The organism is uncultured Shimia sp. (assembly GCF_913054185.1).
GTDB lineage: Bacteria > Pseudomonadota > Alphaproteobacteria > Rhodobacterales > Rhodobacteraceae > Shimia.
The window spans coordinates 1-23,258 of record NZ_CAJXIV010000062.1; the positions used below are offsets into that span (position 1 = coordinate 1).

The following is a 23,258-nucleotide window of genomic DNA, read 5'->3' on the forward strand; positions in this document are numbered from 1 at the left end:
AAGGTGGGGCGGGGCCCCCGTGTTTTGTTGTCTGGTGGCGAGTTGACCGTGACCCGCCGTGGCGACGGTGTGGGTGGTCCCAATGCAGAGTTTGCGCTGGCGTTGGCGTTGGCGCTGGAGGGCGCGGAGGGTATCCATGCGATTGCCTGTGACACTGATGGCGTCGATGGCGCCGCTGAAGTTGCAGGTGCTGTGATTGGACCAGAGACTCTGACAACAGCGCAGGCAAAGGGCGTGGATGCGGCACAGGCCTTGTCCCAAAACGATGCGCATAGCTTCTTTGAGAAGATCGACGCGCAGGTGGTGCCGGGGCCAACGCTCACAAATGTGAATGACTTTCGGGCCATCCTAATCACCAAGTAATTGCACCTTGTGGGCATTGCCGCTTAAAGATGGTTCACAAATTAACTTGTGGGAGCAAGATGATGAAAAAGGCGATTATCACGGGCCACTCCAAAGGGCTTGGAGCAGGCATGGTGAGCTGTTTGATCGAGGCGGGCTATGAGGTGTTGGGGCTGTCCCGCTCCGGTATTGGCGCGGATGTGGCGGGCCTGACCGAAGTGGCACTGGATCTGGGCGACACGGCGTCGGTGAGCGCCCTTGCAACGGGCGCGGAGTTTGCGGGTTTCCTGGAAGGCGCACGTGAAGCGGTGTTGATCAACAATGCAGGTATTGTCGAGCCCATCGCCCCAATTGGCCGTCAGGACGCGGGTAAGATTGCACAATCTGTGTCGGTGAACGTGACTGCAGCGCTGATCCTGAGTGATGCCTTTGTGGCCGCAACCGAAGGCGCGCAGCGCCGGATTGCGCATATTTCCAGCGGCGCGGGGCGCAACGCTTACACTGGCTGGAGTGTCTACTGTGCCACGAAGGCTGCGATGGATATGCATGCGCGCGCGATGGTCGAAGATGCTGTTTCCGGCCTGAAAGCGGAAAGTATTGCGCCTGGTGTGATCGACACTGGAATGCAAGCGACCATCCGGTCTGCGCCGGAAGAAGACTTTGCTCTGTTGGATCAGTTCAAGTCGATGAAAGCTGAAGGTGGCTTGGCCAAGGCAGAAGACACTGCCGCGAAAATCTGCGCTCATATTTTGAGTGATCGCTTTGGCGCTGAGATCATCACAGACGTACGCACGTTCTAAACAATGAGGCCCTCGTGCACGTCGCGGGGGCCCATTTCTTTGCGCAGCAGCCGCAAATTTTGTTCTTCAGCTATTTTTCGTTGCCCCAAAGCCATCTTGTGGCATAGGGAAGATGGGAATTTGTTAGCGCTAAAGGTTACTGGGTCTCCAGCGACTTTGGGAGAATGAAATGAAACGCTCAAACATCAATGAGATCATGGCGGCTGCGGACGACATGATCTGCTCTTATGGCTTCAAGCTGCCCGCTTTTGCCTATTGGACGCCGGATGAGTTCAAAGCGCGGGCCAAAGAGGCAGAGGCGTTGATCATGGCACGCTGTGGTTGGGACATAACGGACTATGGCGCAGGCCGGTTTGACGAAATGGGGCTGTTTCTATTCACCCTGCGGAATGGGCGGCTGGCCGACCTGCAACGCGGTGGTGGCATGTGCTACGCTGAGAAGTTGTTGATTTCACGGCAGGATCAGCTGTCTCCGATGCACACCCATGTGATCAAAGCGGAAGACATTATTAACCGTGGCGGGGCCACTATGGTGGTGGAGCTGTATGGCTCTGATGACGATGGTAACTTTGCTGAGGACCGCGGTGGCATGGTGATGTGTGATGGCATCCCGCGTGAATTTTCACCGGGGGAGAAGCTGAAGTTTGCACCGGGTGAAAGCCTGACCCTGATGCCGGGAGACTGGCACGCATTTTGGGGTGAGGGCGGTGACGTGCTGATTGGCGAGGTCTCCACCGTGAATGATGATGAGACCGACAATGTTTTTCGCGAGCCGATTGGCCGGTTTGCTGAGATCGAAGAAGACGTCGCACCAACCCATCTTTTGGTGAGTGACTACGCAAAATTGCTGACCTAAGGAGGCAAACATGATCCTGTGTTGCGGCGAAGCGCTGATTGACATGATCCCCCGTCCAACCATCGAAGGTGGCACAGGGTTTGTACCACATGCGGGCGGCGCGGTGTTCAATACCGCCGTTGCGCTGGGCCGTTTGGGCGCACGTGTAGGGTTGGTCAGCGGCATTTCCACCGACAGCTTTGGCGACATCTTGATGACCGAACTGGTCGCCAGCAATGTCAGCACCAAAGCCCTGATCCGGGCAAAGCGCCCGTCGACCATGGCCTTTGTGCATCTCAGCAGCGGGCAGGCAACCTATTCGTTCTATGATGAAAACACCGCTGGCCGTATGATTAAACCCTCCGACCTGGTGTCGGTGGAGCCAAAAGTCAAAGCTTTGTTTTTTGGCGGAATTAGCCTGGCGGTGGAGCCCTGTGCGGACACCTATGCCGAGTTGCTTGAGCGTGAAAGTGCGGGCCGTGCGGTGATGGTTGACCCCAATATACGCCCGGGATTTATTGCCAATGAGAAGACCTATCGCGCGCGTTTGGCACGTATGTTTGCCAAGGCGGACATTGTGAAAGTGTCTGATGAAGACCTCAAATGGCTGGTACCAGAAGGCGACACGCTTGATGCGCGGGCCATGCAGCTGATCGCGCAGGGGCCGGCGCTGGTTTTGGTGACCCGTGGCGGCGACGGCGCGGACGGTTATCTGGCAAGTGGTCACAAGTTGTCCGTAGCGGCTGAGAAGGCAGAGGTTGTCGATACAGTTGGCGCGGGTGACACGTTTAACGCCGGTGTCTTGTCCAAACTGGCAGAGCTTGGTGTTCTGACCAAAGCCAAGGTGCGGGACCTGTCGCTGGAGGACGCCGCCGCCGCGCTGGCTTTTGGCGCCAAGGTGGCAGGCGTGACCGTATCACGGGCCGGCGCCAATCCGCCCTGGGCCAGCGAGCTCACCTAAGGGCTTGCTTTAGGTCTGGCTTGGCGGCACATAGCGGACGATCTGACAGGAGCCGCATATGACACCGCAGGACGTTGAAACTCTCTTTACCCGCCACGACGGCAGCTATGGGTTTGCCCGCTGGGGACGCCCGATTTCGCCAGTGGTGTTCGGTGTTGAGGACGCGACGCTGGAAATTGTCAAAGGCGCGCTTGAAGCGGTGGTCACTTTGGTTGGCCACCAAATGGCGGAAACCGATCCGGAGCTCGGCAGCAACTTGATGATGTTCTTCTTTCGGGAGTGGGACGAGCTTCTGGAAGTGCCGGACCTTGAGCGCCTTATTCCCGATCTGAAGCCGCTAGTTGGCCGACTGCAAGAGGCGGATGCCACCCAATACCGTGGGTTCCGCTTTGACAATGACGGCAGTATCCAAGCGGCGTTTGTATTCTTGCGCATGAATGATGCTATGTCCCAGATCCCAGCCGAATCCTTGGCTCTAGGTGAAGCGGTCCAAACTATTGTAACTTGGGGGCCAAAAGCGTTTGCGGACACTTCTCCTTTGGCCGTGGTGCCGGACAATGGTGCCACTGTGTTACGCCCTGAGATCGCAGCGGTGATTGCGGCCGCTTATGACCGGATGATGCCGGTCGCGTCCGGGGATGCCAGCCATGCGCTGCGTCTGTTTGCGCGGCTGCGATTGGGATAGTCTCCGCAATTTTGCACTCCAATCGCGGTAATTTGTCCTTGACGTGCATTTATGCAGTGTTTCGTGTGCGGTTGTACCGGTTTTTTGACACATCCTTTTGAGGCACTCTGTTTGTGTAGCCAAACGCGAACAAGGAGTGTGACATGGCAGGTGATGTGCCCATTATTGCGGCGACCCGACCCGTCAAAGTGGATCTGGAAGACGGCAAAACCTATTTTTGGTGCAGTTGCGGGAGGTCCAAGAACCAACCGTTTTGTGACGGCAGTCACGCTGGCACAGCGATGAAGCCGCAAAAATTCACTGCAGAGAAAAGTGGCCCGGCGCATCTGTGCCAGTGCAAGGCCAGCGCCAATGCGCCGTTTTGTGACGGGGCGCACGCCCGGATCACGGATGCCAAAGCGGGTGATCCAGCCCCAGCTCCCCAATCGGAAGTGCCTCAGGCAGTGCCGACCCCCGAAGAGCCCACCGTGGCCCGTATTCACGAGCTGGCAAAGGACGGATTGAGCAAACTGGGGCATCACGGCGAGATGGGCTCGATGGGAGTGCCACGCAAAGACCTGCCGCTGTGGGATGACATTCAGATACTGCCAGCCCAAGTGGCTCGTAAGCCGCTGTTGGACAATGCCCACGTGGATACATTCGTGGTCATTGGCCCCCGTGCTGCAAAACCGCTCCAATTGGACATCCCGCTGTTTGTTTCAGACATGAGCTACGGCGCACTCTCGGAAGAGGCCAAAACGGCCCTTGCGCGTGGAGCAGAAGTGGCAGGCACGGGGATTTGTTCCGGTGAAGGTGGGATGTTGCCGGAGGAGCAAGCGGAGAACTCACGTTATTTCTATGAGCTGGCCTCTGCCCAATTTGGCTGGAGGCCAGAGCTGGTCGAGCGGGTGCAAGCGTTCCATTTCAAAGGTGGGCAAGGCGCGAAGACTGGCACCGGCGGGCATTTGCCGGGCGAAAAGGTGCAGGGCAAAATTGCCGAGGTGCGTGGCTTGGTGCCCGGCCAAAGCGCGGTGTCGCCATCGACCTTCCCGGAGTTGCACACGCCACAGGATTTTGCTCGCATCGCCGATGAAGTGCGCGAACGTTCTGGTGGCATTCCCATTGGCTTTAAGCTCTCAGCCAACCACATCGAAGCCGACATCGACTTCGCGCTCGAAGCGGGTGCGGATTACATCATCCTTGATGGCCGTGGTGGCGGCACCGGGGCTGCGCCGTTGATTTTCAGAGACAACATCTCTGTTCCAACCATCCCGGCCTTGGCGCGGGCGCGCAAGCATCTGGATGCCAAAACCGGCGGTGAAGTCTCGTTGGTGATCACCGGTGGCCTGCGCGTTGCGGAGGATTTTGTGAAAGCCATGGCGCTGGGCGCTGACGCAGTGGCGGTGTCCAACTCTGCCATGCAGGCGGTCGGCTGCATCGCGGCGCGCATGTGCAACTCCAACAACTGCCCGGTGGGCATTGCCACGCAAAAGCCCGAGCTGCGCAAGAAGCTGGATGTGCAGATCGGGGCTGAGAAGCTCGCGCGCTATTTTGGCGCCAGCGTTGAGCTGATGCAGGTGCTGGCACGGGCCTGCGGACACAGCAGCCTGTCGGATTTGAACCCGAATGACATCACTACGTGGAAGCGCGAGATGGCCGATTTGAGTGGCGTGCGCTTTGCCGGTGTTGGCGGTTAGGGGCAGCCAAAAAGGACCGCAGTAAGTAGAGAAGCCGCCCAAAAACCTTGAGTTTTGGGCGGCTTGGCGAAAGAGTGTCCAAAGCTTCCCGCATTTGATGAGGCATTTGAGATGAGATTTTTGTGCAGAAATTTTGACGGTGTGTCACGTTTGTTGATGTGCTTGGTGTTTGGCGTTTGGGCTGCCACGGCACAAGCTTCCTCTGAGGACATGATGTCCAAAGCCAGCGCCCTTGAAGTGCCGACATCCAGTTTGGAGTTATACGTTGTTCCTCTAACCATCTCGCAGTTGGCAGATTTGGCGGAGGTTTGGCAGGGGCACACATCCAACAGCATGGGCAAGTTCATTGATCTGAATGTGGCGCTTGAGGGCTTGTCCGGTGATGCCGCCGAGACGGCGCGGCGGCAAGTGGCAGCCGTTTCGGAAGAGCATGCCCGCGTGGCTGCCAATTATAAGGCCGTCCTATCCAACTGGAGCGCAAAAGGCGGTGCAACGGACGACATTTCACCGCATCAGAAATTTCTGTCTGCCACGGCCTCCGCCACGCTGAGGGCCACTGATGCCCGCACTTTGGCTGCAATTGCGATGGGCTGGCTAACCTCTCTCGACGGCGGACTTGGCCTTTTGATCCAAGTTGGCGTGTTTTTGGTCGCCCTATTTGTTCTGTTGTTCATTGCTCGTTTTGTGCGCAATCTCGCTGCGCGTGGGCTGAGCCGTCTGCCGGCGATGTCCAAACTGCTGCAGGGCTTTGTGCTGACTGTGGTCTATTGGATCACAGTGGTGGTTGGCTTGATGGTCGCTTTGGGCGTAGCGGGCGTGAACGTCACCCCGCTGTTTGCTGTCTTTGGCGGCCTAAGCTTTATCCTTGGCTTTGCCTTGCAGGACACGCTCGGCAATCTGGCCAGCGGGTTGATGATCATGGTGCTTAAGCCGTTTGACACCGGCGACTACATCGAGGTCTCCGGCGCCAGTGGTGTTGTGGATGACATGTCGGTGGTCTCCACTCAAATCCGCACTTTCGACAACCAGATCATTGTCGTGCCAAACTCCAAAATCTGGGGCGATGTGATCACCAATGTCAGCGCAGCCCAAACCCGGCGGGTCGATCTGGTGTTTGGCATTGCCTATTCCGACAATGCGCCGCAGGCCATCGAGGTGCTTAAAACCCTGGTCGCGGCTGACCCGCGCTGTCTCAAAGATCCCGCTTCGGAGATTTTTGTGGGGGAGTTGGGCGACAGTTCGGTCAACTTGTTCTGCCGCCCCTGGGTCGCCACGGAAGACTATTGGGATGTCTATTGGGGGCTCACCGGACAGGTCAAAGAGCGCTTTGACGCCGAGGGCATTTCGATCCCATTCCCGCAGCGCGATGTACATTTGATTCCAGTGGAGGCCGAATAAAAACAATGTTGCCCAAGGGGCATTTTCCCCATACGCCTATCTCAAGTTGAGTTTAGGAGAGCCGCCAATGTCTTACACCTTGCCGATCCGCGTCTACTACGAGGACACCGACATGGCGGGCATTGTCTATTATGCCAATTACCTCAAGTTCATCGAGCGCGGCCGCAGCGAATGGGTGCGCGAGATTGGCATGGATCAACACAAAATGAAGGCTGAAGGCATTGTCTTTGCCGTGCGCCGCGTGGAGTGCGACTATCTTGGCAGTGCGGTGCTCGACGACTTACTGACTGTGGAGACCGAAGTGGCCAATGTCACCGCCGCGCGTTTGGTGATGGAGCAACACGTGAAGCGTGGCGAAGAAGTGCTGTTTCACGCCATGGTCACGGTGGTCTGTATGAATGAAACAGGCCAACCGGTGCGTTTACCGGCAAATATCCGCCAAATGGTGCACTAAAGCGGGCAAATTCCCGCGAGCGACGCCAATTTATTGGCTTTCCCCGTAGAAACCGTCTACGTTTGCCTGCAAACAAGGCCCCGACAGAGGGCCACAGAGCAGAGCAGGCTATATGGAACACGCAGCAGTCGATTTCTCGATGTGGGCACTTTTTGCGCGCGCAACTTTAACCGTAAAACTGGTGATGGTGATGCTGATTGTGGCATCCTTCTGGTCTTGGTCGGTGATTTTCCAGAAACACATCATGTACCGCAAGGCCCGCCGCGAAGCAGCCCGGTTTGATCGGTCCTTTTGGTCTGGCGAGCCGCTGGACAAACTCTTTGAGGAGATGGGGCCAGAACCAAAGGGACGCTCCGCGCGCGTCTTTGCCTCGGGCATGGTCGAGTGGCAGCGCAGTCACCGACAGGATGGCGGGTTGATTGCCAATGCCACCAGCCGGATTGACCGCTCTATGGATGTGGCCATTGCCAAAGAGGCGGATGAACTACAGCACGGTTTGCCAATCCTCGCCACCGTTGGCTCTACCGCGCCATTTGTTGGATTGTTCGGCACCGTCTGGGGCATCATGAATGCCTTTATCGAGATTGCGGCGCAGCAAAACACCAACCTCGCTGTTGTGGCACCCGGCATTGCCGAGGCGTTGCTCGCCACCGGACTGGGTCTGCTGGCGGCTATTCCGGCGGTGATTTTCTACAACAAACTCAGCGCGGACAGCGACCGGATCGTGTCAGGCTATGAAGCCTTCGCCGATGAGTTTGCCACCATCCTCAGCCGCCAGTTGGACGCCTAAGCCATGGGCGCCGGTGTCATGAAATCAGGTGGCGGAGGTGGAAAACGCCGCCGTCGCAATCGCCGCAGCAGCCAGCCGATGAGTGAGATCAACGTCACACCGTTTGTGGATGTGATGTTGGTGCTGCTCATTATCTTTATGGTCGCTGCGCCGCTCATGACCGTGGGCGTGCCGGTGGAGCTGCCCAAAACCGCAGCCAACCCGCTGCCGGGCGAGCAGGAAGAGCCGCTGACCATAACAATTGATGCCAACCTTGGCATCACCATCATGACCACCGCCGTGGCTGCCGAAGATCTGATCCCGAAACTGCGCGCCGTGGCGGCTGAGCGTGAATCAGATCGGGTGTATCTGCGGGCGGATGGCGCAATACCTTATGAGGCCGTGGTGCAGGTCATGGGCGCCTTGAACGCGGGTGGTTTTAACGATGTGGGCCTTGTAACCGACATGGGCGGTCCGGCATTGGATGGTACTGACCCAACCGGGACGGACAACTAGGGCGCGCACGTGCATATCGGGCATTATATCTCGGGCGTTGCCCACACCGGCCTGATTGGCTGGGTGTTGTTGGGCGGGGTGTTTGACTCCGATCCGCCGCCTATGGAGGTCGTGGATGTCGCCATGATTTCTTCGGCTGAGTTTGATGCGCTGTCGCAAAGCCAACAGGCCCCGGAGACCTCTACTGAGATTGCCTTGCCGCAGCCGCCGGCAGAAACCGAGCCCGCGCCGGAGGTGACTGCGCCGGAGGATGCGGTGGTGCCGCAGCCAGAACCTATCGAACCCATCGCGGTCGAGCCTGAAGTTGCGCCTGATGTAACTGAGCTAGCGGAGCCAACACCGCCGGAGCCAGAGGTGGCCGCAGAGCCCACGCCACAACTTCCCACACCGGAGACCGATACAGCTGTCATTATCCCAGACACGCCAGTCAAACCTGTGCCCGCACCGGTGGAACGTGTGGCGCCCGAACCTGTGGCGCAGCCGGATCCAGACACCGCAATTGCCGATGCCTTACAGGAAGCCACCCGACCGGATGAGGCGGGCGAGGCTGCGGCAGAAGTGAAAGAAGACACCGCCCCAGAAGCCGCCTCGACGGAAATTGCTACCGAGCCAAAACAGGATGAGGTGGCCAGCGCAGCACCAACCCGCTCTGTGCGCCCACGCCTGCGTCCAAGTGTGACAGAGCCAAAGCCAACCCCAGCCGAAGATGCGATTGCCGCGGCGCTGGCTGAAGCTGCAGCGCCAACCGAGTCGACCCCAACCGCCCCATCTGGCCCGCCGCTCACCCGTGGCGAGAAAGACGGTCTGCGGGTGGCTGTGCAGCAGTGTTGGGTTGTTGATGTTGGTTCCCGTGCTGCGGATGTGACTGTTGTGGTGGGGCTGAACCTTGATCAGAACGGCAAGGTGCAGGGTGACATTCGCATGTTGAGCTATGAGGGTGGCGATGACGCGGCTGCCAAAACCGCCTTTGCTGCGGCGCGCCGCGCTGTGCTGCGCTGTCAGAAAAGCGGATACGACCTACCAGCGGAAAAGTATGACCATTGGCGGGATGTTGAAATTACATTTAACCCGGAGAAAATGAGGTCCAGATGATGAGACTTTTTGCGACCCTAGTGATCGGGATCCTGACGATGGGCCAGTTTGCCCATCCGGTGACGGCCCAAAGCCAGCCCCTGCGCATCGAAATCACCGATGGTGTGATTGAACCGATGCCCTATGCGGTGCCGGATTTTGTGGCAGAAACCCCAGGCTCCAATCAGGTGGCCAAGGACATCAGTCGCGTGATTGCGGCGGACCTTAACGGCACAGGCCTGTTCCGGGAAATCCCGGCCAAGGCCCATATCTCTTCGATCACCAATTTTGGCAGCCCAGTGCAATTTGCCGACTGGAAAGCGGTCAACGCACAGGCGCTGATCACCGGCGGTGTATCCGTGAGCGGCAATCAGCTTGAGGTGAAGTTCCGCGTCTATGATGTGTTTGCCGGCACCGAACTGGGCAACGGGTTGCGCTTCAAAGGCACCACCGATGGCTGGCGCCGCATGGCACACAAAGTGGCGGATGCGGTCTACGCGCGGATCACTGGTGAAGGCGGCTATTTTGACAGCCGTGTGGTGTATGTTGCGGAGACTGGCCCCAAGAACAATCGCAAGAAACGTCTGGCGGTGATGGATTACGACGGCGCCAACTTGCAATATCTGACAGACAGCAGTTCAATTGTGCTGGCACCGCGGTTCTCTCCAACGGGTGATCGCGTGCTGTACACCAGCTATGAAACCGGCTTCCCGCAGGTTTACGTGCTGGATGTGGGCTCGGTGCGCCGTAAAGTGCTCTCAAACGAAAGCGGCACCATGAGCTTTGCGCCGCGTTTCAGCCCGGATGGCAAAAGCGTGGTGATGTCGGTCACCGAAGGCGGTAACACTGACCTCTATAAAATGGATATCGGCTCAGGCAAACGACAGCGTCTCACCTCCACCCCGTCGATTGAAACAGCGCCAAGCTACAGCCCGGATGGCAGCAAAATTGTCTTTGAAAGTGACCGGTCTGGCTCGCAGCAGATTTATGTGATGTCCTCGCGCGGCGGTGAGGCCACGCGCATCAGCTTTGGCAAAGGCCGGTACGGCACGCCGGTTTGGTCACCACGCGGCGATCTGATTGCTTTCACCAAACAACATAAAGGCCGCTTCCACATTGGCGTGATGCGCACCGATGGCAGCGAAGAGCGCCTGTTGACAGCGTCGTTCCTGGATGAAGGCCCCACCTGGTCGCCCAACGGCCGTGTGATCATGTTCACCCGCGAAACCCGTGGCGCAGGCGGTGCGGCCTCGCTTTATTCTGTGGACGTATCAGGACGGAATTTGAAACCGGTGAAGATCAACGGCGGGGGCTCTGATCCCAGCTGGTCACCGCTGCAGTAAAGTAAGAAACACCCGCGTTTTGCTTGCACAGCAGCTTGTGATAAGACTTCGTCATAAGAAGAACGCAGAATGCAAAAACGACGGGTATAGAGGCGAGGCAATACGCATGAAACTATGGACAAAAGCAGTGCTGACAGTGGCCGCACTATCCTTGGCGGCCTGTACGGACCCAGGTGGGTTTGGCAACGATGACGACTTTGGCGCAGGCACCGGCAGCGACCTGGGCAGCAACGCCGATCCATCCTCCATCGCCTACTTCCAAGAGGCTGTTGGCGACCGGGTGCTGTTTGTGGTGGATCAGTCCACTTTGAGCGAGCAGGGCCGTTTGGTTGTGCTGGCACAGGCCAATTGGCTGATGCAGAACACAGATTATGTGGCTGTGATCGAAGGGCACGCCGATGAGCAGGGCACCCGCGAGTATAACTTGGCGCTGGGCGCACGCCGCGCCAGCGCGGTTCAGGAGCTTTTGGTGTCCCAAGGGGTGGCGTCAAACCGCATTCGCACCCTGAGCTACGGCAAAGAGCGTCCAATTGAAATTTGTTCAGAAGAAAGCTGTTACGCCCAAAACCGCCGCGCGGTTACAGTGCTGACAGCCAACCTGTCGGGGTAATAGACAGATGAAAGCGCACGTATTTGCTTCTCTAAGCGCGCTTGCGCTTGCCGTGGCGCCGATGATGGGCGTGGCCCAGACACGTGAAGAAACGCTGGCGGACATCCGCCAGCAACTCTCCGTGCTTTATGTGGAAATGCAGCACCTCAAACGCGAGCTGTCCACCACCGGCTCTGCAGGCACCATTGTGACTGGCGCCACCACGCTGGAGCGGGTGGACGTGATCGAACGACAGCTGCAAGTACTGACCGGCAAAACCGAACAGCTGCAACATCGTGTGGAACGGGTTGTGACCGATGGCACCAACCGCATTGGCGATCTGGAGTTCCGGCTTGTGGAGCTTGAAGGCGGCGATCTGAGCCAGTTGGGTGAAACCACTACCCTGGGCGGCGATGTGGACAGCTTACCATCGACAGGTGGCGGCGATGACACCGGCTCCGGCGATGGTGCGCCAACCGAACTCGCCGTTGGTGAAGAGACGGATTTCAATCGTGCCATGACCGCGTTGGACGCTGGTGAGTTTGGCGCGGCGGCGGATCAGTTTGCCACGTTTGTTCAGACCTACCCAGGCAGCCCGCTTGAGGCCGAAGCGCATCTGCGCCGGGGCCAAGCGCTTGAGGGTAAAACCGATTTGACTGGTGCGGCACGGGCCTTCCTTGAGGCCTATTCCGGCGCGCCACAGGCAGGCACAGCCCCAGAGGCGCTGTTTCGGCTTGGCAAATCTCTTGGAGCATTGGGCCAAACAAATGAGGCCTGCGTGACCCTTAATGAAGTGGGTGTGCGCTATCCTGGCTCGGAGCATCAGACCGCCGCACAGAGCGAGATGGTCACTTTGCAGTGCTCTTAAACGAGCTTTCAAGCGCCTTTGATCGGGTGTTTGGTACAGACATTCCCAATTGTATCGGTGTCGCCGTCAGCGGTGGCGGCGATTCCATGGCCTTGCTGGACCTGTTGCGACAGTGGGGCAAGACAGACTTGGCTGTGGTCAGTGTGAATCACGGGCTGCGCAAGGCAGCGGCGGACGAGCTGGATTTGGTCTCCGAGTATGCTGCACAGTACAACCTGTCCCACGACATTCTCCACTGGACCTGGGACAAAACTGGCAACTTGCAAAATGCCGCGCGAGATGGGCGACGTCAGGCCATTGCCACTTGGGCCAAGGAGTACAATCTAAGCCATGTTGCCTTGGGACACACCAAAGATGATCAGGCAGAAACATTCCTGATGCGTCTGTCGCGCGGCTCTGGTGTGGACGGATTGGCCTGCATGTCCGCGCGCCGAGAAAGAGACGGGGTCACGTGGCTGCGCCCGCTGCTGGATCTATCCCGAGACGATTTGCGTGCGTATTTGCGCGAAAACAATCTTCTTTGGGCTGATGATCCCAGCAATAAGGATACGCAATTTGATCGTGTGAAGGCGCGTCAGATGTTTGAAACTTTGGCTCCTCTGGGCCTCACATCAGAACGGCTGGCGCAAACCGCCGCGCACATGCAGCGCCAGAAAGACATCTTACAATGGGCCGAAGCGCAGATTGGCAAGCTGTTTGTGCAGGACAGTATTGGAGACATGGTTGCCGACCGGGCTGCTTTTGCCGCTGTGCCTGAAGCGTTGCGCAGCAAGGTCTTCGCCGATGCGCTTTGCCACGTGTCTGGTCAAGATTACCGGCCTCGGTTCCGCCCATTGCAAGAGGTGATGGTCTCGGACGTGCCAACGCCGCTTCACGGCTGTTTGATTGTGCCAAGCAAAAACAGCCTGCGCATAACCCGCGAATGGGCCGCCGTGAGAGATGAAGTGGCTGCATCCGACGGGCTCTGGGATGGCCGTTGGGGCTTGCGCAATGACGGTGCCCCCCCCTCTGATGCCTTGCAAATAAAGGCGCTTGGGAAAGAAGGACTCGCAAAAATTCCGGATTGGCGCGATACTGGACATATCCGTCAAAGCCTCTGGGCCACCCCTGCACTTTGGCAAGGGGACCGTTTGATCGCCGCACCTTTGGCCGGGCTCTCCGCCGGTTGGACCGCACAGCTTCTGCGCACATAAACAACACAGGCCGCGCTTTGCGCCTGAAATTGCGCACAATCGCATTGATTACGGCCTCGCGATCTCTATTTAACTCTGTACACGCTCGTGATAGGTCACGGGCGTTCTGAAAGGGAGACTTGCCTTGGGCAATGCGAGAAATGTAGCTTTCTGGGTCGTGCTGTTTTTGCTGATCCTGGCTTTGTTCAACTTGTTCAGCGGAGACAGCAGCTCGCTGCAAAGCCGCGACATCAGCTATTCGGAGTTTGTGGCTTCGGTGGATGCAGACCAGGTCGCCAGCGTGACGCTGGACGGCGAAAAGGTACGCTACACCACCAAAGAAGGCTCCAGCTTTGTTGCTGTGAAGCCATCTGATGCTGAGGTAACCAACCTGCTGATCAACAAAGGTATTCCCGTGCGCGCAGAGAGCCAGGAAACCTCTGGTCTGCAAGCCTTTCTACTCAGCCTCCTGCCTTTCCTCCTGCTGATCGGGGTCTGGATTTACTTCATGAACCGCATGCAAGGCGGCGGCAAAGGCGGCGCGATGGGCTTTGGCAAATCCAAAGCCAAGATGCTGACCGAAAAGCATGGCCGCGTAACCTTTGACGATGTGGCTGGCATTGATGAGGCCAAAGAAGAACTGGAAGAGATTGTCGAATTCTTGCGCAACCCGCAGAAATTCTCCCGCCTCGGCGGCAAAATTCCCAAAGGCGCTTTGCTTGTTGGCCCTCCCGGCACTGGTAAAACCCTTCTCGCTCGTGCGATTGCAGGCGAAGCCGGCGTGCCGTTTTTCACCATCTCCGGTTCCGACTTTGTTGAAATGTTTGTGGGTGTGGGCGCGTCTCGTGTCCGTGACATGTTTGAACAAGCCAAGAAAAACGCGCCCTGTATTGTCTTCATCGACGAAATTGACGCCGTGGGTCGTCATCGTGGCGCCGGTTATGGCGGTGGCAACGACGAGCGTGAGCAGACTCTCAACCAACTGCTGGTGGAGATGGACGGCTTTGAAGCCAACGAAGGTGTGATCATTCTCGCCGCGACAAACCGCAAAGACGTGTTGGATCCTGCGCTGCTGCGTCCCGGCCGTTTTGACCGCAACGTGACCGTCGGCAATCCTGACATCAAAGGCCGTGAAAAAATTCTCGGTGTGCACGCCCGTAAAACGCCTCTGGGCCCTGACGTTGACCTGCGCATCATCGCGCGCGGGACACCAGGCTTCTCCGGTGCAGATCTCGCCAACCTTGTGAATGAGGCGGCTTTGACCGCGGCCCGTGTTGGTCGCCGGTTTGTCACCATGGAAGATTTTGAATTTGCCAAGGACAAGATCATGATGGGTGCCGAGCGCCGCAGCATGGTTATGACTCAAGAGCAAAAGGAAATGACTGCGTATCACGAAGCGGGCCATGCCATTGTGGGCATTCACCTGCCAAAATGTGACCCAGTCTATAAAGCCACAATCATTCCACGCGGCGGCGCATTGGGTATGGTGATGAGCCTGCCCGAAATGGACCGCCTGAACATGTTCAAGGAAGAATGTCATCAGCGTCTGGCCATGGCGATGGCTGGCAAGGCGGCTGAGATCATCAAGTATGGTGAAGACGAAGTGTCAAACGGTCCGGCTGGCGATATTCAGCAAGCCTCAGGTCTGGCACGCGCCATGGTGATGCAGTGGGGCATGTCCGACAAAGTTGGCAATATTGATTATCAAGAAGCGGCGGCTGGCTATCAGGGCAGCACCGGTGGTTTCTCGGTGTCTGCCGCCACCAAAGAGATGATCGAATCCGAAGTGAAGCGCTTGATTGACGAAGGTTATGAACGCGCAGTTGGCATCATCAAAGACAAAGGCGAAGAGTTTGAGCGTCTTGCCCAGGGCTTGCTGGAATACGAAACTCTGACCGGTGATGAAATCAAACGCGTCATGAATGGTGAGCCACCTCATGCCGACGATGACGACGATGGCAATGACGAAGGCAATGCGTCGAGCGTGACCGCCATTCCGAAAACCAAGCCACGTAATAAACCAAGTGGGGACGGCGGACTGGAGCCGGAACCCACCGCCTAACCTGAGGGACAGGCCCAAGACCATGAAACCCCGGAGCGTGAGGGCGCTTCGGGGTTTTGCTATTGAAGCGTCGTGCTCACAGAAGTTGAACAGTGTCATCAGCTATCTTTGGTTGTCTGAGCGTGATCCTACCCCTAGGTATCTCCTCAGAACTGCATTGAGGAGCGCGACATGCCTGCATTGAAACCCACAACTTTTGAAGCTGAGGTGGTCTGGCTTGGCCGCGTGGCCAACTCCGAAGAAAATCTGAGTGCAGTGTCTGTTTCGGCGTTGGACCTTGCGCTTGGCGGGGATGCTGGTGAATTTCATTCTGGTATCACACGTCCTTCTTGCGTGCGCGTGAAAGCACTTTATGAGCGCGGCACAGAAATCATGAATGTACGCCAACTGTCGGTGTTGTCTCAGGAGGAGCTGGACATGATCGCCAAGGAGATGGGGTTGGACGCAGTTGATCCTGCTTGGGTTGGCGCGTCGATTGTGCTCAAGGGCATACCTGATTTCACCCATGTGCCACCCAACTCGCGCCTGCAGGGGCCGGATGGTGTGACGATCACAGTGGACATGGAAAACCGCCCCTGTGTGCTGCCTGGTCGCGTGATCGAAGGTGTTCACCCCGGATATGGTCCCAAGTTCAAGACTGCGGCCAAAGACAAGCGCGGCGTGACCGCTTGGGTCGAACGATTGGGCAAGCTTTCCGTGGGTGATAACATGCGCTTGTTTGTGCCGGATCAGCCGATCTGGAGCCATCTGGAACGCGCCCGCAAATCCTGATCAACTAGGGGTGGTCCTTGTCCCCGATCCTGACGTAACGTCTCCAAAACGAAACCGACGCCTCTCATGCCGACGCTAGAAGTGCCGGATATGTCGGAAACGCATCTCATTGCCACTTTTTCGGCGCTACAAATGAGGTGAGAGAGCGTCAAATTATATGACAGGGACCATCATGAGCTTTAAGACGGATATCCAAATCGCCCGCGAGGCGAAGAAACAGCCCATCCAGGACATTGGCGCCAAGCTGGGTATTGGCAGTGATGATCTGCTGCCGTACGGCCACGACAAAGCCAAGATCAGCCAGGAGTTCATCAACTCGGTCCAGGATCGTGAAAACGGTAAGTTGATCCTTGTGACCGCGATCAACCCAACCCCGGCAGGTGAAGGTAAAACCACCACCACCGTTGGCTTGGGTGACGGCCTGAACGCGATTGGCAAGAAAGCAGCTGTGTGTATCCGCGAAGCCTCCCTGGGGCCAAACTTCGGCATGAAGGGCGGCGCGGCAGGCGGTGGCTACGCGCAAATTGTGCCAATGGAAGAGATGAACCTGCACTTCACAGGCGATTTCCACGCAATAACTTCGGCACACAACCTGCTGTCAGCGATGATCGACAACCACATTTATTGGGGCAACGAGCTGGAAATCGACGAGCGTCGCGTGACTTGGCGCCGTGTGCTCGACATGAACGATCGCGCCCTGCGTGATACTGTTACGTCGCTGGGTGGTGTGGCCAATGGCTTCCCACGTCAGACCGGCTTTGACATCACTGTGGCTTCCGAAGTCATGGCAATCCTGTGCTTGTCCAACAACTTGGCAGATCTGCAGAAACGCCTGGGCGATATGATTGTGGCGTACCGCCGCGATCGCACACCGATCTATGCGCGTGATGTCAAAGCAGACGGTGCGATGACCGTGCTGCTGAAAGACGCGATGCAGCCAAACCTCGTGCAAACGCTGGAAAACAACCCAGCCTTCGTGCACGGCGGCCCATTTGCCAACATCGCGCACGGCTGTAACTCCGTGATTGCCACCACCACCGCGCTGAAGGTTGCGGATTACGTGGTGACCGAAGCAGGCTTTGGTGCTGACCTTGGCGCTGAGAAGTTCATGAACATCAAATGCCGCAAAGCTGGTTTGGCGCCGGATGCGGTTGTGTTGGTGGCCACCATTCGCGCCATGAAGATGAACGGCGGCGTTGCCAAGGCTGATCTGGGTGCGGAAAACGTCGATGCAGTCAACGAAGGCTGTGCAAACCTCGGACGTCACATCGGAAACCTGAAGCAATTTGGCGTGCCAGTTGTTGTGGCGATCAACCATTTTGTCACCGATACCGACGCCGAAGTGCAAGCGGTCATGGACTATGTTGAGGGCCAAGGCTCTGAAGCAATCCTGTGTCAGCACTGGGAAAAAGGCTCTGAGGGTACCATCGAGCTGGCCACGCGTATTGCGGAAATCGCTGACGCTGGTGTGAGCCAATTTGCACCGCTCTACAAAGATGAGCTGCCTCTGTTTGAGAAAATCGAACGCATCGCGACGTCGATCTACCGTGCGGACGAAGTGCTTGCGGACAAGAAAATCCGCGATCAACTCAAAACATGGGAAGATGCGGGCTACGGACACCTGCCGGTCTGCATGGCAAAGACGCAGTACAGCTTCTCCACCGATCCAAACCTGCGGGGCGCACCAACCGGTCACTCTGTGCCGGTGCGCGAAGTGCGTCTGAGCGCCGGGGCAGGCTTCATTGTGGTGATCTGTGGTGAGATCATGACCATGCCCGGCCTGCCACGTCACCCGGCTGCGGAGAATATCCGCATCAATGACGAAGGTCTGGTCGAAGGCCTGTTCTGACGCATTGCGATTTGGACACAGGCGGGGTAGGGCATGCGCAACACTTGCGAGAGGATGCCATGCTGAGCCCCGCCGATTGTCCTGATATGCCAACCCTGCGTGCGCAGATTGATACGCTGGACCGCGAATTGGTCCGCCTGTTGGCGCTGCGCACCACCTACATCGATCGCGCTGTAGAAATCAAAACCGGCGTAGGTCTGCCTGCCAATATCCCAGCCCGCGTCGAAGACGTTGTTGCCAAGGTCAAAGAGACCGCCGCGCAAGAAGGGCTGGACACCGACATTGCCGAGGCCTTGTGGCGCCAGTTGATCGATTGGTCCATTGCTCGGGAAGCCAAGACCATCAAACTAGACTGACGCGCAAGGAGCGGCGCGTGTGAGAGCACCCACCGGGGCGCGCCCCGGGCAGATCATAAAGGGGAGCGTGATGAGCGCACAGATCATCGACGGCAAAGCATTTGCGGTCACGGTACGCGAAAAAGTGGCGGGCCATGTGGCACGTCTGAAAGAGGAAAACGACATCACGCCAGGTCTGGCCGTGGTTTTGGTTGGCGAAGACCCGGCCTCCCAGGTCTATGTGCGCTCGAAAGGCAAGCAGACCGTTGAAGTGGGCATGAACTCCTATGAGCACAAGCTCGACGTCGACACCTCTGAGGCAGACCTGCTGGCGTTGATCGACAAGCTCAACAATGACCCTGCGGTGCATGGCATATTGGTGCAACTACCATTGCCGGGCCATCTCAACGAAGATCTGGTGATCAACTCGATAGACCCGTCCAAAGACGTCGACGGCTTCCACATTTCCAACGTGGGCCTCTTGGGCACTGGTCAGAAATCTATGGTGCCTTGCACCCCACTTGGCTGCTTGATGATGCTGCGTGAACACCATGGTTCGCTCTCGGGCATGGATGCGGTGGTGATTGGCCGCTCCAACATCGTGGGTAAACCAATGGCGCAACTTCTGCTGGGTGACAGCTGCACGGTGACCATCGCGCACAGCCGCACCAAAGACCTGCCAGAGGTCGTACGCCGCGCCGACATCGTGGTCGCCGCGGTGGGACGTCCCGAAATGGTGCCGGGTGACTGGATTAAAGAAGGCGCGACCGTGATCGACGTGGGCATCAACCGCATTGACGCTCCGGAAAAAGGCGAAGGCAAAACCCGACTGGTGGGTGATGTGCATTTTGAAAGCGCGGCGGCTGTGGCTGGTGCAATCACGCCAGTGCCGGGTGGCGTTGGGCCCATGACTATCGCTTGCCTGCTGGCCAACACCGTGACGGCCTGTTGCCGTGCCAACGGTCTGGCAGAGCCGGAAGGCCTAACGGCGTAAGGTTTTCGTTGATATGAGTTGGAAAGGGTCGCTTTGGCGGCCCTTTTTGATTTGAACTTATGTCACTCGGCCCAAGGCCCATGATGGCCGTTGCCACCATCCACACGGGCAAAGCCATGACGGCCAAAAAAGTCCCGCTGCCCTTGGATCAAATCGGCCGTGCCGCGTGCTTGTGTCATACCGTCAAGCCACGCCAATGCCGCCGTCATCACCGGCACCGGATGCCCTGCGGCAATGGCTGCACCCGCCACAGCGCGTAAGGCTGGAACCGTGTCTTTGAGTGTCGCCGCCATCTCCGGCGCATAGGCCAGCAATCCAGCCGGTGGCGCGCTGCGGAAGGCGTTAGCGATGCCGCTGAGCAGTTCAGACCGGATGATACATCCCGCCCGCCAGATCTCTGCACAGCGTGACAGATCCAGGTCCCAGCCAAATTCCTCTGATGCGCTGGACAGAAGGTCAAACCCCTGACTGTGGCCAATAATGCGCGTCGCCAATGCTGCCTGTTCCAATTGCGCAGGTGTCAGTGCCACCGCACCTCGCGCAGGCGCAAAAATCTCGTCACCAACGGCGCGGGCCTCGCGTCCGGCGGACCACACGCGCGCGCCCACCGCAGCCTCAACTGTATTGGCAGCCACGCCCAGTTTCTGCGCCTCAATCGCCGTCCAGCGACCGGTGCCTTTTTGTCCTGCGGTGTCGACAATCACATCGACCAGCGGCTTGTCGGTCTTTGGGTCAACGGTCCGTAAAACTTCGGCGGAAATCTCCACTAGGTAGCTGCGCATTGGCCCATCGTTCCAGCGCTCAAACTCCGCGCCAATCTCGGCTGGCGACATCGCCAAGCCATAGCGCATCAGGCCGTAGCTCTCTGCCAGAAGCTGCATGTCGGCATATTCGATGCCGTTGTGCACGGTTTTTACAAAATGTCCGGCGCCGTCCGGGCCAACATGATCGACACAAGGCGCACCTTCAAACTTAGCCGAGATCGCTTCCAGCATCGGGCGCATCGCCTCCCAGACAGAGCCCGTTCCGCCCACCATCATGGATGGGCCCGTGCGCGCGCCAAATTCGCCGCCGGACACGCCCATACCCATATAAGCCAGACCGCTGGCTTCTAGATCAGCGGCGCGGCGGCGGGTGTCCTGAAAATTCGAATTGCCCGCATCAATCAGCACGTCGCCCGGCCGCATATGGGGCTTTGCCTCGGCAATGGCGTCGTCGATCGCTTGTCCTGCAGGGATCAGGAAAATGATCGCGCGGGGCGTGGGCATCTCGCGGACCATGTCGGCCAAGCTGTCATGCCCAGTGAAGCTGCCATTAAAAGAAGGGGCATCCGCCACAAAGCCCAACATGTCAGATTTGCGATAAGACGCCACATGAAGGTCAAAGCCGTTTTCAGCGATGTTATGCGCCAACGCCGTGCCCATGGTGCCCAGCCCATAAAGGCCAAAGTTTGCAAGCGTCATCGGATTTGTCCTTACCTTCAAAGAGAAATGTGGTGTGGCCGTGCCGCCAGAGGTCGCGGTGCGCTGCCCCTTGTGTCCTGCGCTAACAGGAGGAAGTCAATCCATCGGCGCAGTCTCTGGCTTTCAGTGCGTTGCAGAGTTGGCGCACCATTTGGCTGAGCGGTAAGTTCGCATCCTCAGTCACACAAGCTTCATTCGGGGCAGGGCGCTGTAATGTTGCCAATTGGCTGTCGAGAAGGCTGCTTGGCATAAAATGGTCCTCGCGCGCAGCCATTCGCGCCCGGATCACTTCCGGGTCAGCCTCAAGGTAGATGACAATTGCATCCGGGTTTTTTGCGCGCAAGATATCCCGATAGGCACGCTTCAACGCTGAACAGGCCACCACCACGGGTGTCTCTGGCTGCGACGTACGCGCCTTTTGCATCACCTCCGAGAGTGCCTCCAACCAAGGGCGGCGCATCACGTCCGTCAGCGGGATACCTTTTGCCATGGCGGCGATGTTTTCCGGTGGATGGAACTCATCAGCCTCAACGTAGCGCCCGGCAATTTCTGCGGCCAGCGCCTGTGCCACCGTGGTTTTGCCCACCCCGCTCACGCCCATCACAATGATCGCCTTGCCCGTATCAATCGTGGTCATATTGCGCCTCCCTCTCTGTCCTTACCTAAATGATAGCGCAAACATTCCTCAAGGTGTGGAAATCTCTCCACCAATAGCAAGGGTCAGTTCTTTGGCAGCAGAAGTCACGGCTCGTGCCAGTCGTTCGGTTTCCTCGCCACTCACACGGCTCGCTGGTCCGGACACAGAAATACCTGCCACGGCTTCGCCGTTAAAATCAAACACCGGTGCCGCGATACAGCGCATGCCTATGTTGCGCTCCTCATCATCAACCGAATAGCCACGCTCCCGAATGGCCAGCAGGTCTTCGAGCAGCGCGTCGACATCGGTGATTGTGCGCTTGGTGAACTCTGTGAGCTTTTCGTTGGCCAAAAGCCGATTGCGCCGCCCGGCTTCCATATGCGCCAGCAGAGCCTTGCCGATGCCGGAGGCATGCATTTGCGACAGGGTGCCGGGTGGGAAAAACGCGCGGATGCTGGCGTGTGTCTCCACTTGGCTGAGGAACAGCACCTGTCCTTCGCGCTCCACTCCAAGGTTGGCGGTTTCCCCGGTCAGTTCCATCAGCTTGCGCATCACCGGACGTGCGCGATCCACCAGGCTGGTGCGCCGCAGGAAGCGTGCGCCGATGATGAAAGCGCGGGGACCAATGTGCCAAAGCTGCTCGCGGCCCTCAAATTCGACCAACCCACGCGTTTCCAATGTTACCAAAATACGGTAAACTGTGGCCGGAGACTGCCCCATCTCGTCGGCGATTTGCGACAGGGTTTTGCCCTGATCCTCACTCAGATATTCAAACACTTCCATCGCGCGATCGAGTGATTTGATGGTGTTCTGCGCCGTCTTGTCATGCCAGTCACGTGGGCGGCCACGGGCCTTGGGGCCGTCATTTTCGCCATTCTTTTGAGAAACCATAAACTGCCCCTTCGATTTAGTTGAAAAGCACATTCACAATATGAAAAAATCAACTAGCTGACAATATTGAATAATTTTCGATACTCCATTTATGAAATCATTTTTCAAAAAAATTTTCAGCCGGAAACGTACTCGCTATGGTGATTGCAACGCTTGAAGGAGACTTGCCATGAGCTTTCAGAACCCCGTCTTTATTCCCGGTCCAACCAACATCCCAGAGAGCCTGCGCAAGGCTTGCGATATGCCAACTATCGATCACCGCTCGCCGCTGTTTGGTCAGATCTTGCACCCGGCCCGCGAAGGTGTGCGCAAAGTGCTCAAAAGCGAGAGCGCGGAGATTTTCATCTTCCCCTCCACCGGCACTGGCGGCTGGGAAACTGCACTGACCAACACGCTGTCTTCGGGTGACAAAATCCTCGCTGCACGCAACGGTATGTTCAGCCACCGTTGGATCGACATGTGCCAGCGTCACGGTCTGGACGTGAAGGTTGTAGAAACCGCTTGGGGTGAAGGCCTGCCAGCGGACCGCTATGAGGAAATCCTCACCGCAGACACCAACCATGAAATCAAAGCGGTGCTGGCCACGCACAATGAGACCGCAACCGGCGTAAAATCTGACATCGCCGCGGTGCGCCGCGCTTTGGATGCCGCCGGCCACCCGGCACTGCTGTTTGTGGATGGCGTGTCCTCGATCGCCTCGATGGACTTCCGCATGGATGAATGGGGCGTGGATGTTGCCGTGACCGGCTCGCAAAAAGGCTTCATGCTGACCGCTGG

Annotated in this window: 24 protein-coding genes; 21 read left to right on the top strand and 3 right to left on the bottom strand. The window is 57.8% G+C overall.

Features of this window, described 5'->3' with window-relative positions; genetic code table 11:
- From QZ517_RS13130 to folD, 20 genes are all read left to right on the top strand, one after another.
- The coding region (locus QZ517_RS13130; protein WP_294227518.1) for an MOFRL family protein at positions 1–363 on the top strand (363 nt) is incomplete at its 5' end.
- 62 nt (positions 364–425) lie between these two features.
- The gene (locus QZ517_RS13135; protein ID WP_294227520.1) at positions 426–1,142 is read left to right on the top strand and encodes an SDR family NAD(P)-dependent oxidoreductase; all 717 of its coding nucleotides are present in this window, start codon (positions 426–428) and stop codon (positions 1,140–1,142) included.
- 169 nt (positions 1,143–1,311) lie between these two features.
- Positions 1,312–1,998, top strand: a complete 687-nt coding sequence (locus QZ517_RS13140; protein WP_294227522.1) for a D-lyxose/D-mannose family sugar isomerase — start codon at positions 1,312–1,314, stop codon at positions 1,996–1,998.
- Between the two features lie 10 nt (positions 1,999–2,008).
- Positions 2,009–2,938 carry a carbohydrate kinase gene (locus QZ517_RS13145; RefSeq protein WP_294227525.1) on the top strand — a complete coding sequence of 310 codons (930 nt, stop codon included), beginning with the start codon at positions 2,009–2,011 and terminating at the stop codon, positions 2,936–2,938.
- 58 nt (positions 2,939–2,996) lie between these two features.
- Entirely contained in the window at positions 2,997–3,623 is a 627-nt protein-coding gene (locus QZ517_RS13150; RefSeq protein WP_294227527.1) for a hypothetical protein, read from the top strand.
- A 143-nt stretch (positions 3,624–3,766) separates the two neighbouring features.
- Positions 3,767–5,299, top strand: a complete 1,533-nt coding sequence (locus QZ517_RS13155) for a glutamate synthase-related protein (RefSeq protein WP_294227529.1) — start codon at positions 3,767–3,769, stop codon at positions 5,297–5,299.
- 111 nt (positions 5,300–5,410) lie between these two features.
- The gene (locus QZ517_RS13160; RefSeq protein ID WP_294227532.1) at positions 5,411–6,697 is read left to right on the top strand and encodes a mechanosensitive ion channel family protein; all 1,287 of its coding nucleotides are present in this window, start codon (positions 5,411–5,413) and stop codon (positions 6,695–6,697) included.
- 67 nt (positions 6,698–6,764) lie between these two features.
- Positions 6,765–7,151, top strand: coding sequence for a tol-pal system-associated acyl-CoA thioesterase (gene ybgC / locus QZ517_RS13165; protein WP_294227534.1), 387 nt, complete (start codon positions 6,765–6,767; stop codon positions 7,149–7,151).
- Between the two features lie 112 nt (positions 7,152–7,263).
- Complete coding sequence (gene tolQ / locus QZ517_RS13170) at positions 7,264–7,941, top strand: protein TolQ (RefSeq protein ID WP_283427256.1); 678 nt, start codon at positions 7,264–7,266, stop codon at positions 7,939–7,941.
- A gap of 3 nt (positions 7,942–7,944) precedes the next feature.
- Positions 7,945–8,436, top strand: coding sequence for a protein TolR (tolR, locus tag QZ517_RS13175; protein WP_294227537.1), 492 nt, complete (start codon positions 7,945–7,947; stop codon positions 8,434–8,436).
- A 9-nt stretch (positions 8,437–8,445) separates the two neighbouring features.
- A complete protein-coding gene (locus QZ517_RS13180) occupies positions 8,446–9,528 on the top strand; it encodes a hypothetical protein (protein ID WP_294227539.1) in 1,083 nt (360 codons plus the stop codon).
- Complete coding sequence (gene tolB / locus QZ517_RS13185; protein ID WP_294227540.1) at positions 9,525–10,850, top strand: Tol-Pal system beta propeller repeat protein TolB; 1,326 nt, start codon at positions 9,525–9,527, stop codon at positions 10,848–10,850. The genes QZ517_RS13180 and tolB overlap by 4 nt, the downstream gene beginning before the upstream one ends.
- A gap of 106 nt (positions 10,851–10,956) precedes the next feature.
- Positions 10,957–11,460: a peptidoglycan-associated lipoprotein Pal gene (gene pal, locus QZ517_RS13190; protein WP_294227541.1), complete on the top strand. Its 504-nt coding sequence runs from the start codon at positions 10,957–10,959 to the stop codon at positions 11,458–11,460.
- Positions 11,461–11,467: 7 nt separating this feature from the next.
- Positions 11,468–12,307 carry a tol-pal system protein YbgF gene (gene ybgF / locus QZ517_RS13195; RefSeq protein ID WP_294227543.1) on the top strand — a complete coding sequence of 280 codons (840 nt, stop codon included), beginning with the start codon at positions 11,468–11,470 and terminating at the stop codon, positions 12,305–12,307.
- On the top strand, positions 12,298–13,500 hold the full coding sequence (gene tilS, locus QZ517_RS13200; protein WP_294227546.1) for a tRNA lysidine(34) synthetase TilS: 1,203 nt from the start codon (positions 12,298–12,300) through the stop codon (positions 13,498–13,500). The genes ybgF and tilS overlap by 10 nt, the downstream gene beginning before the upstream one ends.
- A gap of 124 nt (positions 13,501–13,624) precedes the next feature.
- Positions 13,625–15,541, top strand: a complete 1,917-nt coding sequence (gene ftsH / locus QZ517_RS13205; protein ID WP_294227548.1) for an ATP-dependent zinc metalloprotease FtsH — start codon at positions 13,625–13,627, stop codon at positions 15,539–15,541.
- Between the two features lie 171 nt (positions 15,542–15,712).
- Complete coding sequence (locus QZ517_RS13210; protein ID WP_294227553.1) at positions 15,713–16,312, top strand: MOSC domain-containing protein; 600 nt, start codon at positions 15,713–15,715, stop codon at positions 16,310–16,312.
- A 172-nt stretch (positions 16,313–16,484) separates the two neighbouring features.
- Complete coding sequence (locus tag QZ517_RS13215) at positions 16,485–18,161, top strand: formate--tetrahydrofolate ligase (RefSeq protein WP_294227556.1); 1,677 nt, start codon at positions 16,485–16,487, stop codon at positions 18,159–18,161.
- Between the two features lie 59 nt (positions 18,162–18,220).
- Positions 18,221–18,517, top strand: a complete 297-nt coding sequence (locus QZ517_RS13220) for a chorismate mutase (protein WP_294227558.1) — start codon at positions 18,221–18,223, stop codon at positions 18,515–18,517.
- Between the two features lie 70 nt (positions 18,518–18,587).
- Entirely contained in the window at positions 18,588–19,490 is a 903-nt protein-coding gene (gene folD, locus QZ517_RS13225; protein WP_294227560.1) for a bifunctional methylenetetrahydrofolate dehydrogenase/methenyltetrahydrofolate cyclohydrolase FolD, read from the top strand.
- 62 nt (positions 19,491–19,552) lie between these two features.
- Here the strand turns inward: folD and gndA are convergent, their stop codons facing one another.
- The 3 genes from gndA to bhcR all read right to left on the bottom strand — a co-directional run bounded on the left by gndA (position 19,553) and on the right by bhcR (position 22,481).
- Positions 19,553–20,953 (bottom strand): NADP-dependent phosphogluconate dehydrogenase, encoded by a 1,401-nt coding sequence (gene gndA / locus QZ517_RS13230; protein WP_294227562.1) that lies wholly within the window; start codon positions 20,951–20,953, stop codon positions 19,553–19,555.
- A gap of 82 nt (positions 20,954–21,035) precedes the next feature.
- The gene (locus QZ517_RS13235; RefSeq protein ID WP_294227564.1) at positions 21,036–21,590 is read right to left on the bottom strand and encodes a gluconokinase; all 555 of its coding nucleotides are present in this window, start codon (positions 21,588–21,590) and stop codon (positions 21,036–21,038) included.
- Positions 21,591–21,638: 48 nt separating this feature from the next.
- Entirely contained in the window at positions 21,639–22,481 is an 843-nt protein-coding gene (bhcR, locus tag QZ517_RS13240) for an HTH-type transcriptional regulator BhcR (RefSeq protein ID WP_294227566.1), read from the bottom strand.
- A 169-nt stretch (positions 22,482–22,650) separates the two neighbouring features.
- Here bhcR and QZ517_RS13245 point away from each other — a divergent pair.
- Positions 22,651–23,258 (top strand): aminotransferase class V-fold PLP-dependent enzyme (locus QZ517_RS13245; RefSeq protein ID WP_294227567.1); only part of this gene is annotated, 608 nt, incomplete at its 3' end.

What these genes read in the sequence shown, in the direction of transcription:
- QZ517_RS13135 (WP_294227520.1), top strand. Translation starts at nt 426, where the DNA reads ATGAAAAAGGCGATTATCACGGGCCACTCCAAAGGGCTTGGAGCAGGC.
- QZ517_RS13140 (WP_294227522.1), top strand. Translation starts at nt 1,312, where the DNA reads ATGAAACGCTCAAACATCAATGAGATCATGGCGGCTGCGGACGACATG.
- QZ517_RS13145 (WP_294227525.1), top strand. Translation starts at nt 2,009, where the DNA reads ATGATCCTGTGTTGCGGCGAAGCGCTGATTGACATGATCCCCCGTCCA.
- QZ517_RS13150 (WP_294227527.1), top strand. Translation starts at nt 2,997, where the DNA reads ATGACACCGCAGGACGTTGAAACTCTCTTTACCCGCCACGACGGCAGC.
- QZ517_RS13155 (WP_294227529.1), top strand. Translation starts at nt 3,767, where the DNA reads ATGGCAGGTGATGTGCCCATTATTGCGGCGACCCGACCCGTCAAAGTG.
- QZ517_RS13160 (WP_294227532.1), top strand. Translation starts at nt 5,411, where the DNA reads ATGAGATTTTTGTGCAGAAATTTTGACGGTGTGTCACGTTTGTTGATG.
- ybgC (WP_294227534.1), top strand. Translation starts at nt 6,765, where the DNA reads ATGTCTTACACCTTGCCGATCCGCGTCTACTACGAGGACACCGACATG.
- tolQ (WP_283427256.1), top strand. Translation starts at nt 7,264, where the DNA reads ATGGAACACGCAGCAGTCGATTTCTCGATGTGGGCACTTTTTGCGCGC.
- tolR (WP_294227537.1), top strand. Translation starts at nt 7,945, where the DNA reads ATGGGCGCCGGTGTCATGAAATCAGGTGGCGGAGGTGGAAAACGCCGC.
- tolB (WP_294227540.1), top strand. Translation starts at nt 9,525, where the DNA reads ATGATGAGACTTTTTGCGACCCTAGTGATCGGGATCCTGACGATGGGC.
- pal (WP_294227541.1), top strand. Translation starts at nt 10,957, where the DNA reads ATGAAACTATGGACAAAAGCAGTGCTGACAGTGGCCGCACTATCCTTG.
- ybgF (WP_294227543.1), top strand. Translation starts at nt 11,468, where the DNA reads ATGAAAGCGCACGTATTTGCTTCTCTAAGCGCGCTTGCGCTTGCCGTG.
- QZ517_RS13210 (WP_294227553.1), top strand. Translation starts at nt 15,713, where the DNA reads ATGCCTGCATTGAAACCCACAACTTTTGAAGCTGAGGTGGTCTGGCTT.
- QZ517_RS13215 (WP_294227556.1), top strand. Translation starts at nt 16,485, where the DNA reads ATGAGCTTTAAGACGGATATCCAAATCGCCCGCGAGGCGAAGAAACAG.
- QZ517_RS13220 (WP_294227558.1), top strand. Translation starts at nt 18,221, where the DNA reads ATGCTGAGCCCCGCCGATTGTCCTGATATGCCAACCCTGCGTGCGCAG.
- folD (WP_294227560.1), top strand. Translation starts at nt 18,588, where the DNA reads ATGAGCGCACAGATCATCGACGGCAAAGCATTTGCGGTCACGGTACGC.
- gndA (WP_294227562.1), bottom strand. Translation starts at nt 20,953, where the DNA reads ATGACGCTTGCAAACTTTGGCCTTTATGGGCTGGGCACCATGGGCACG.
- QZ517_RS13235 (WP_294227564.1), bottom strand. Translation starts at nt 21,590, where the DNA reads ATGACCACGATTGATACGGGCAAGGCGATCATTGTGATGGGCGTGAGC.
- bhcR (WP_294227566.1), bottom strand. Translation starts at nt 22,481, where the DNA reads ATGGTTTCTCAAAAGAATGGCGAAAATGACGGCCCCAAGGCCCGTGGC.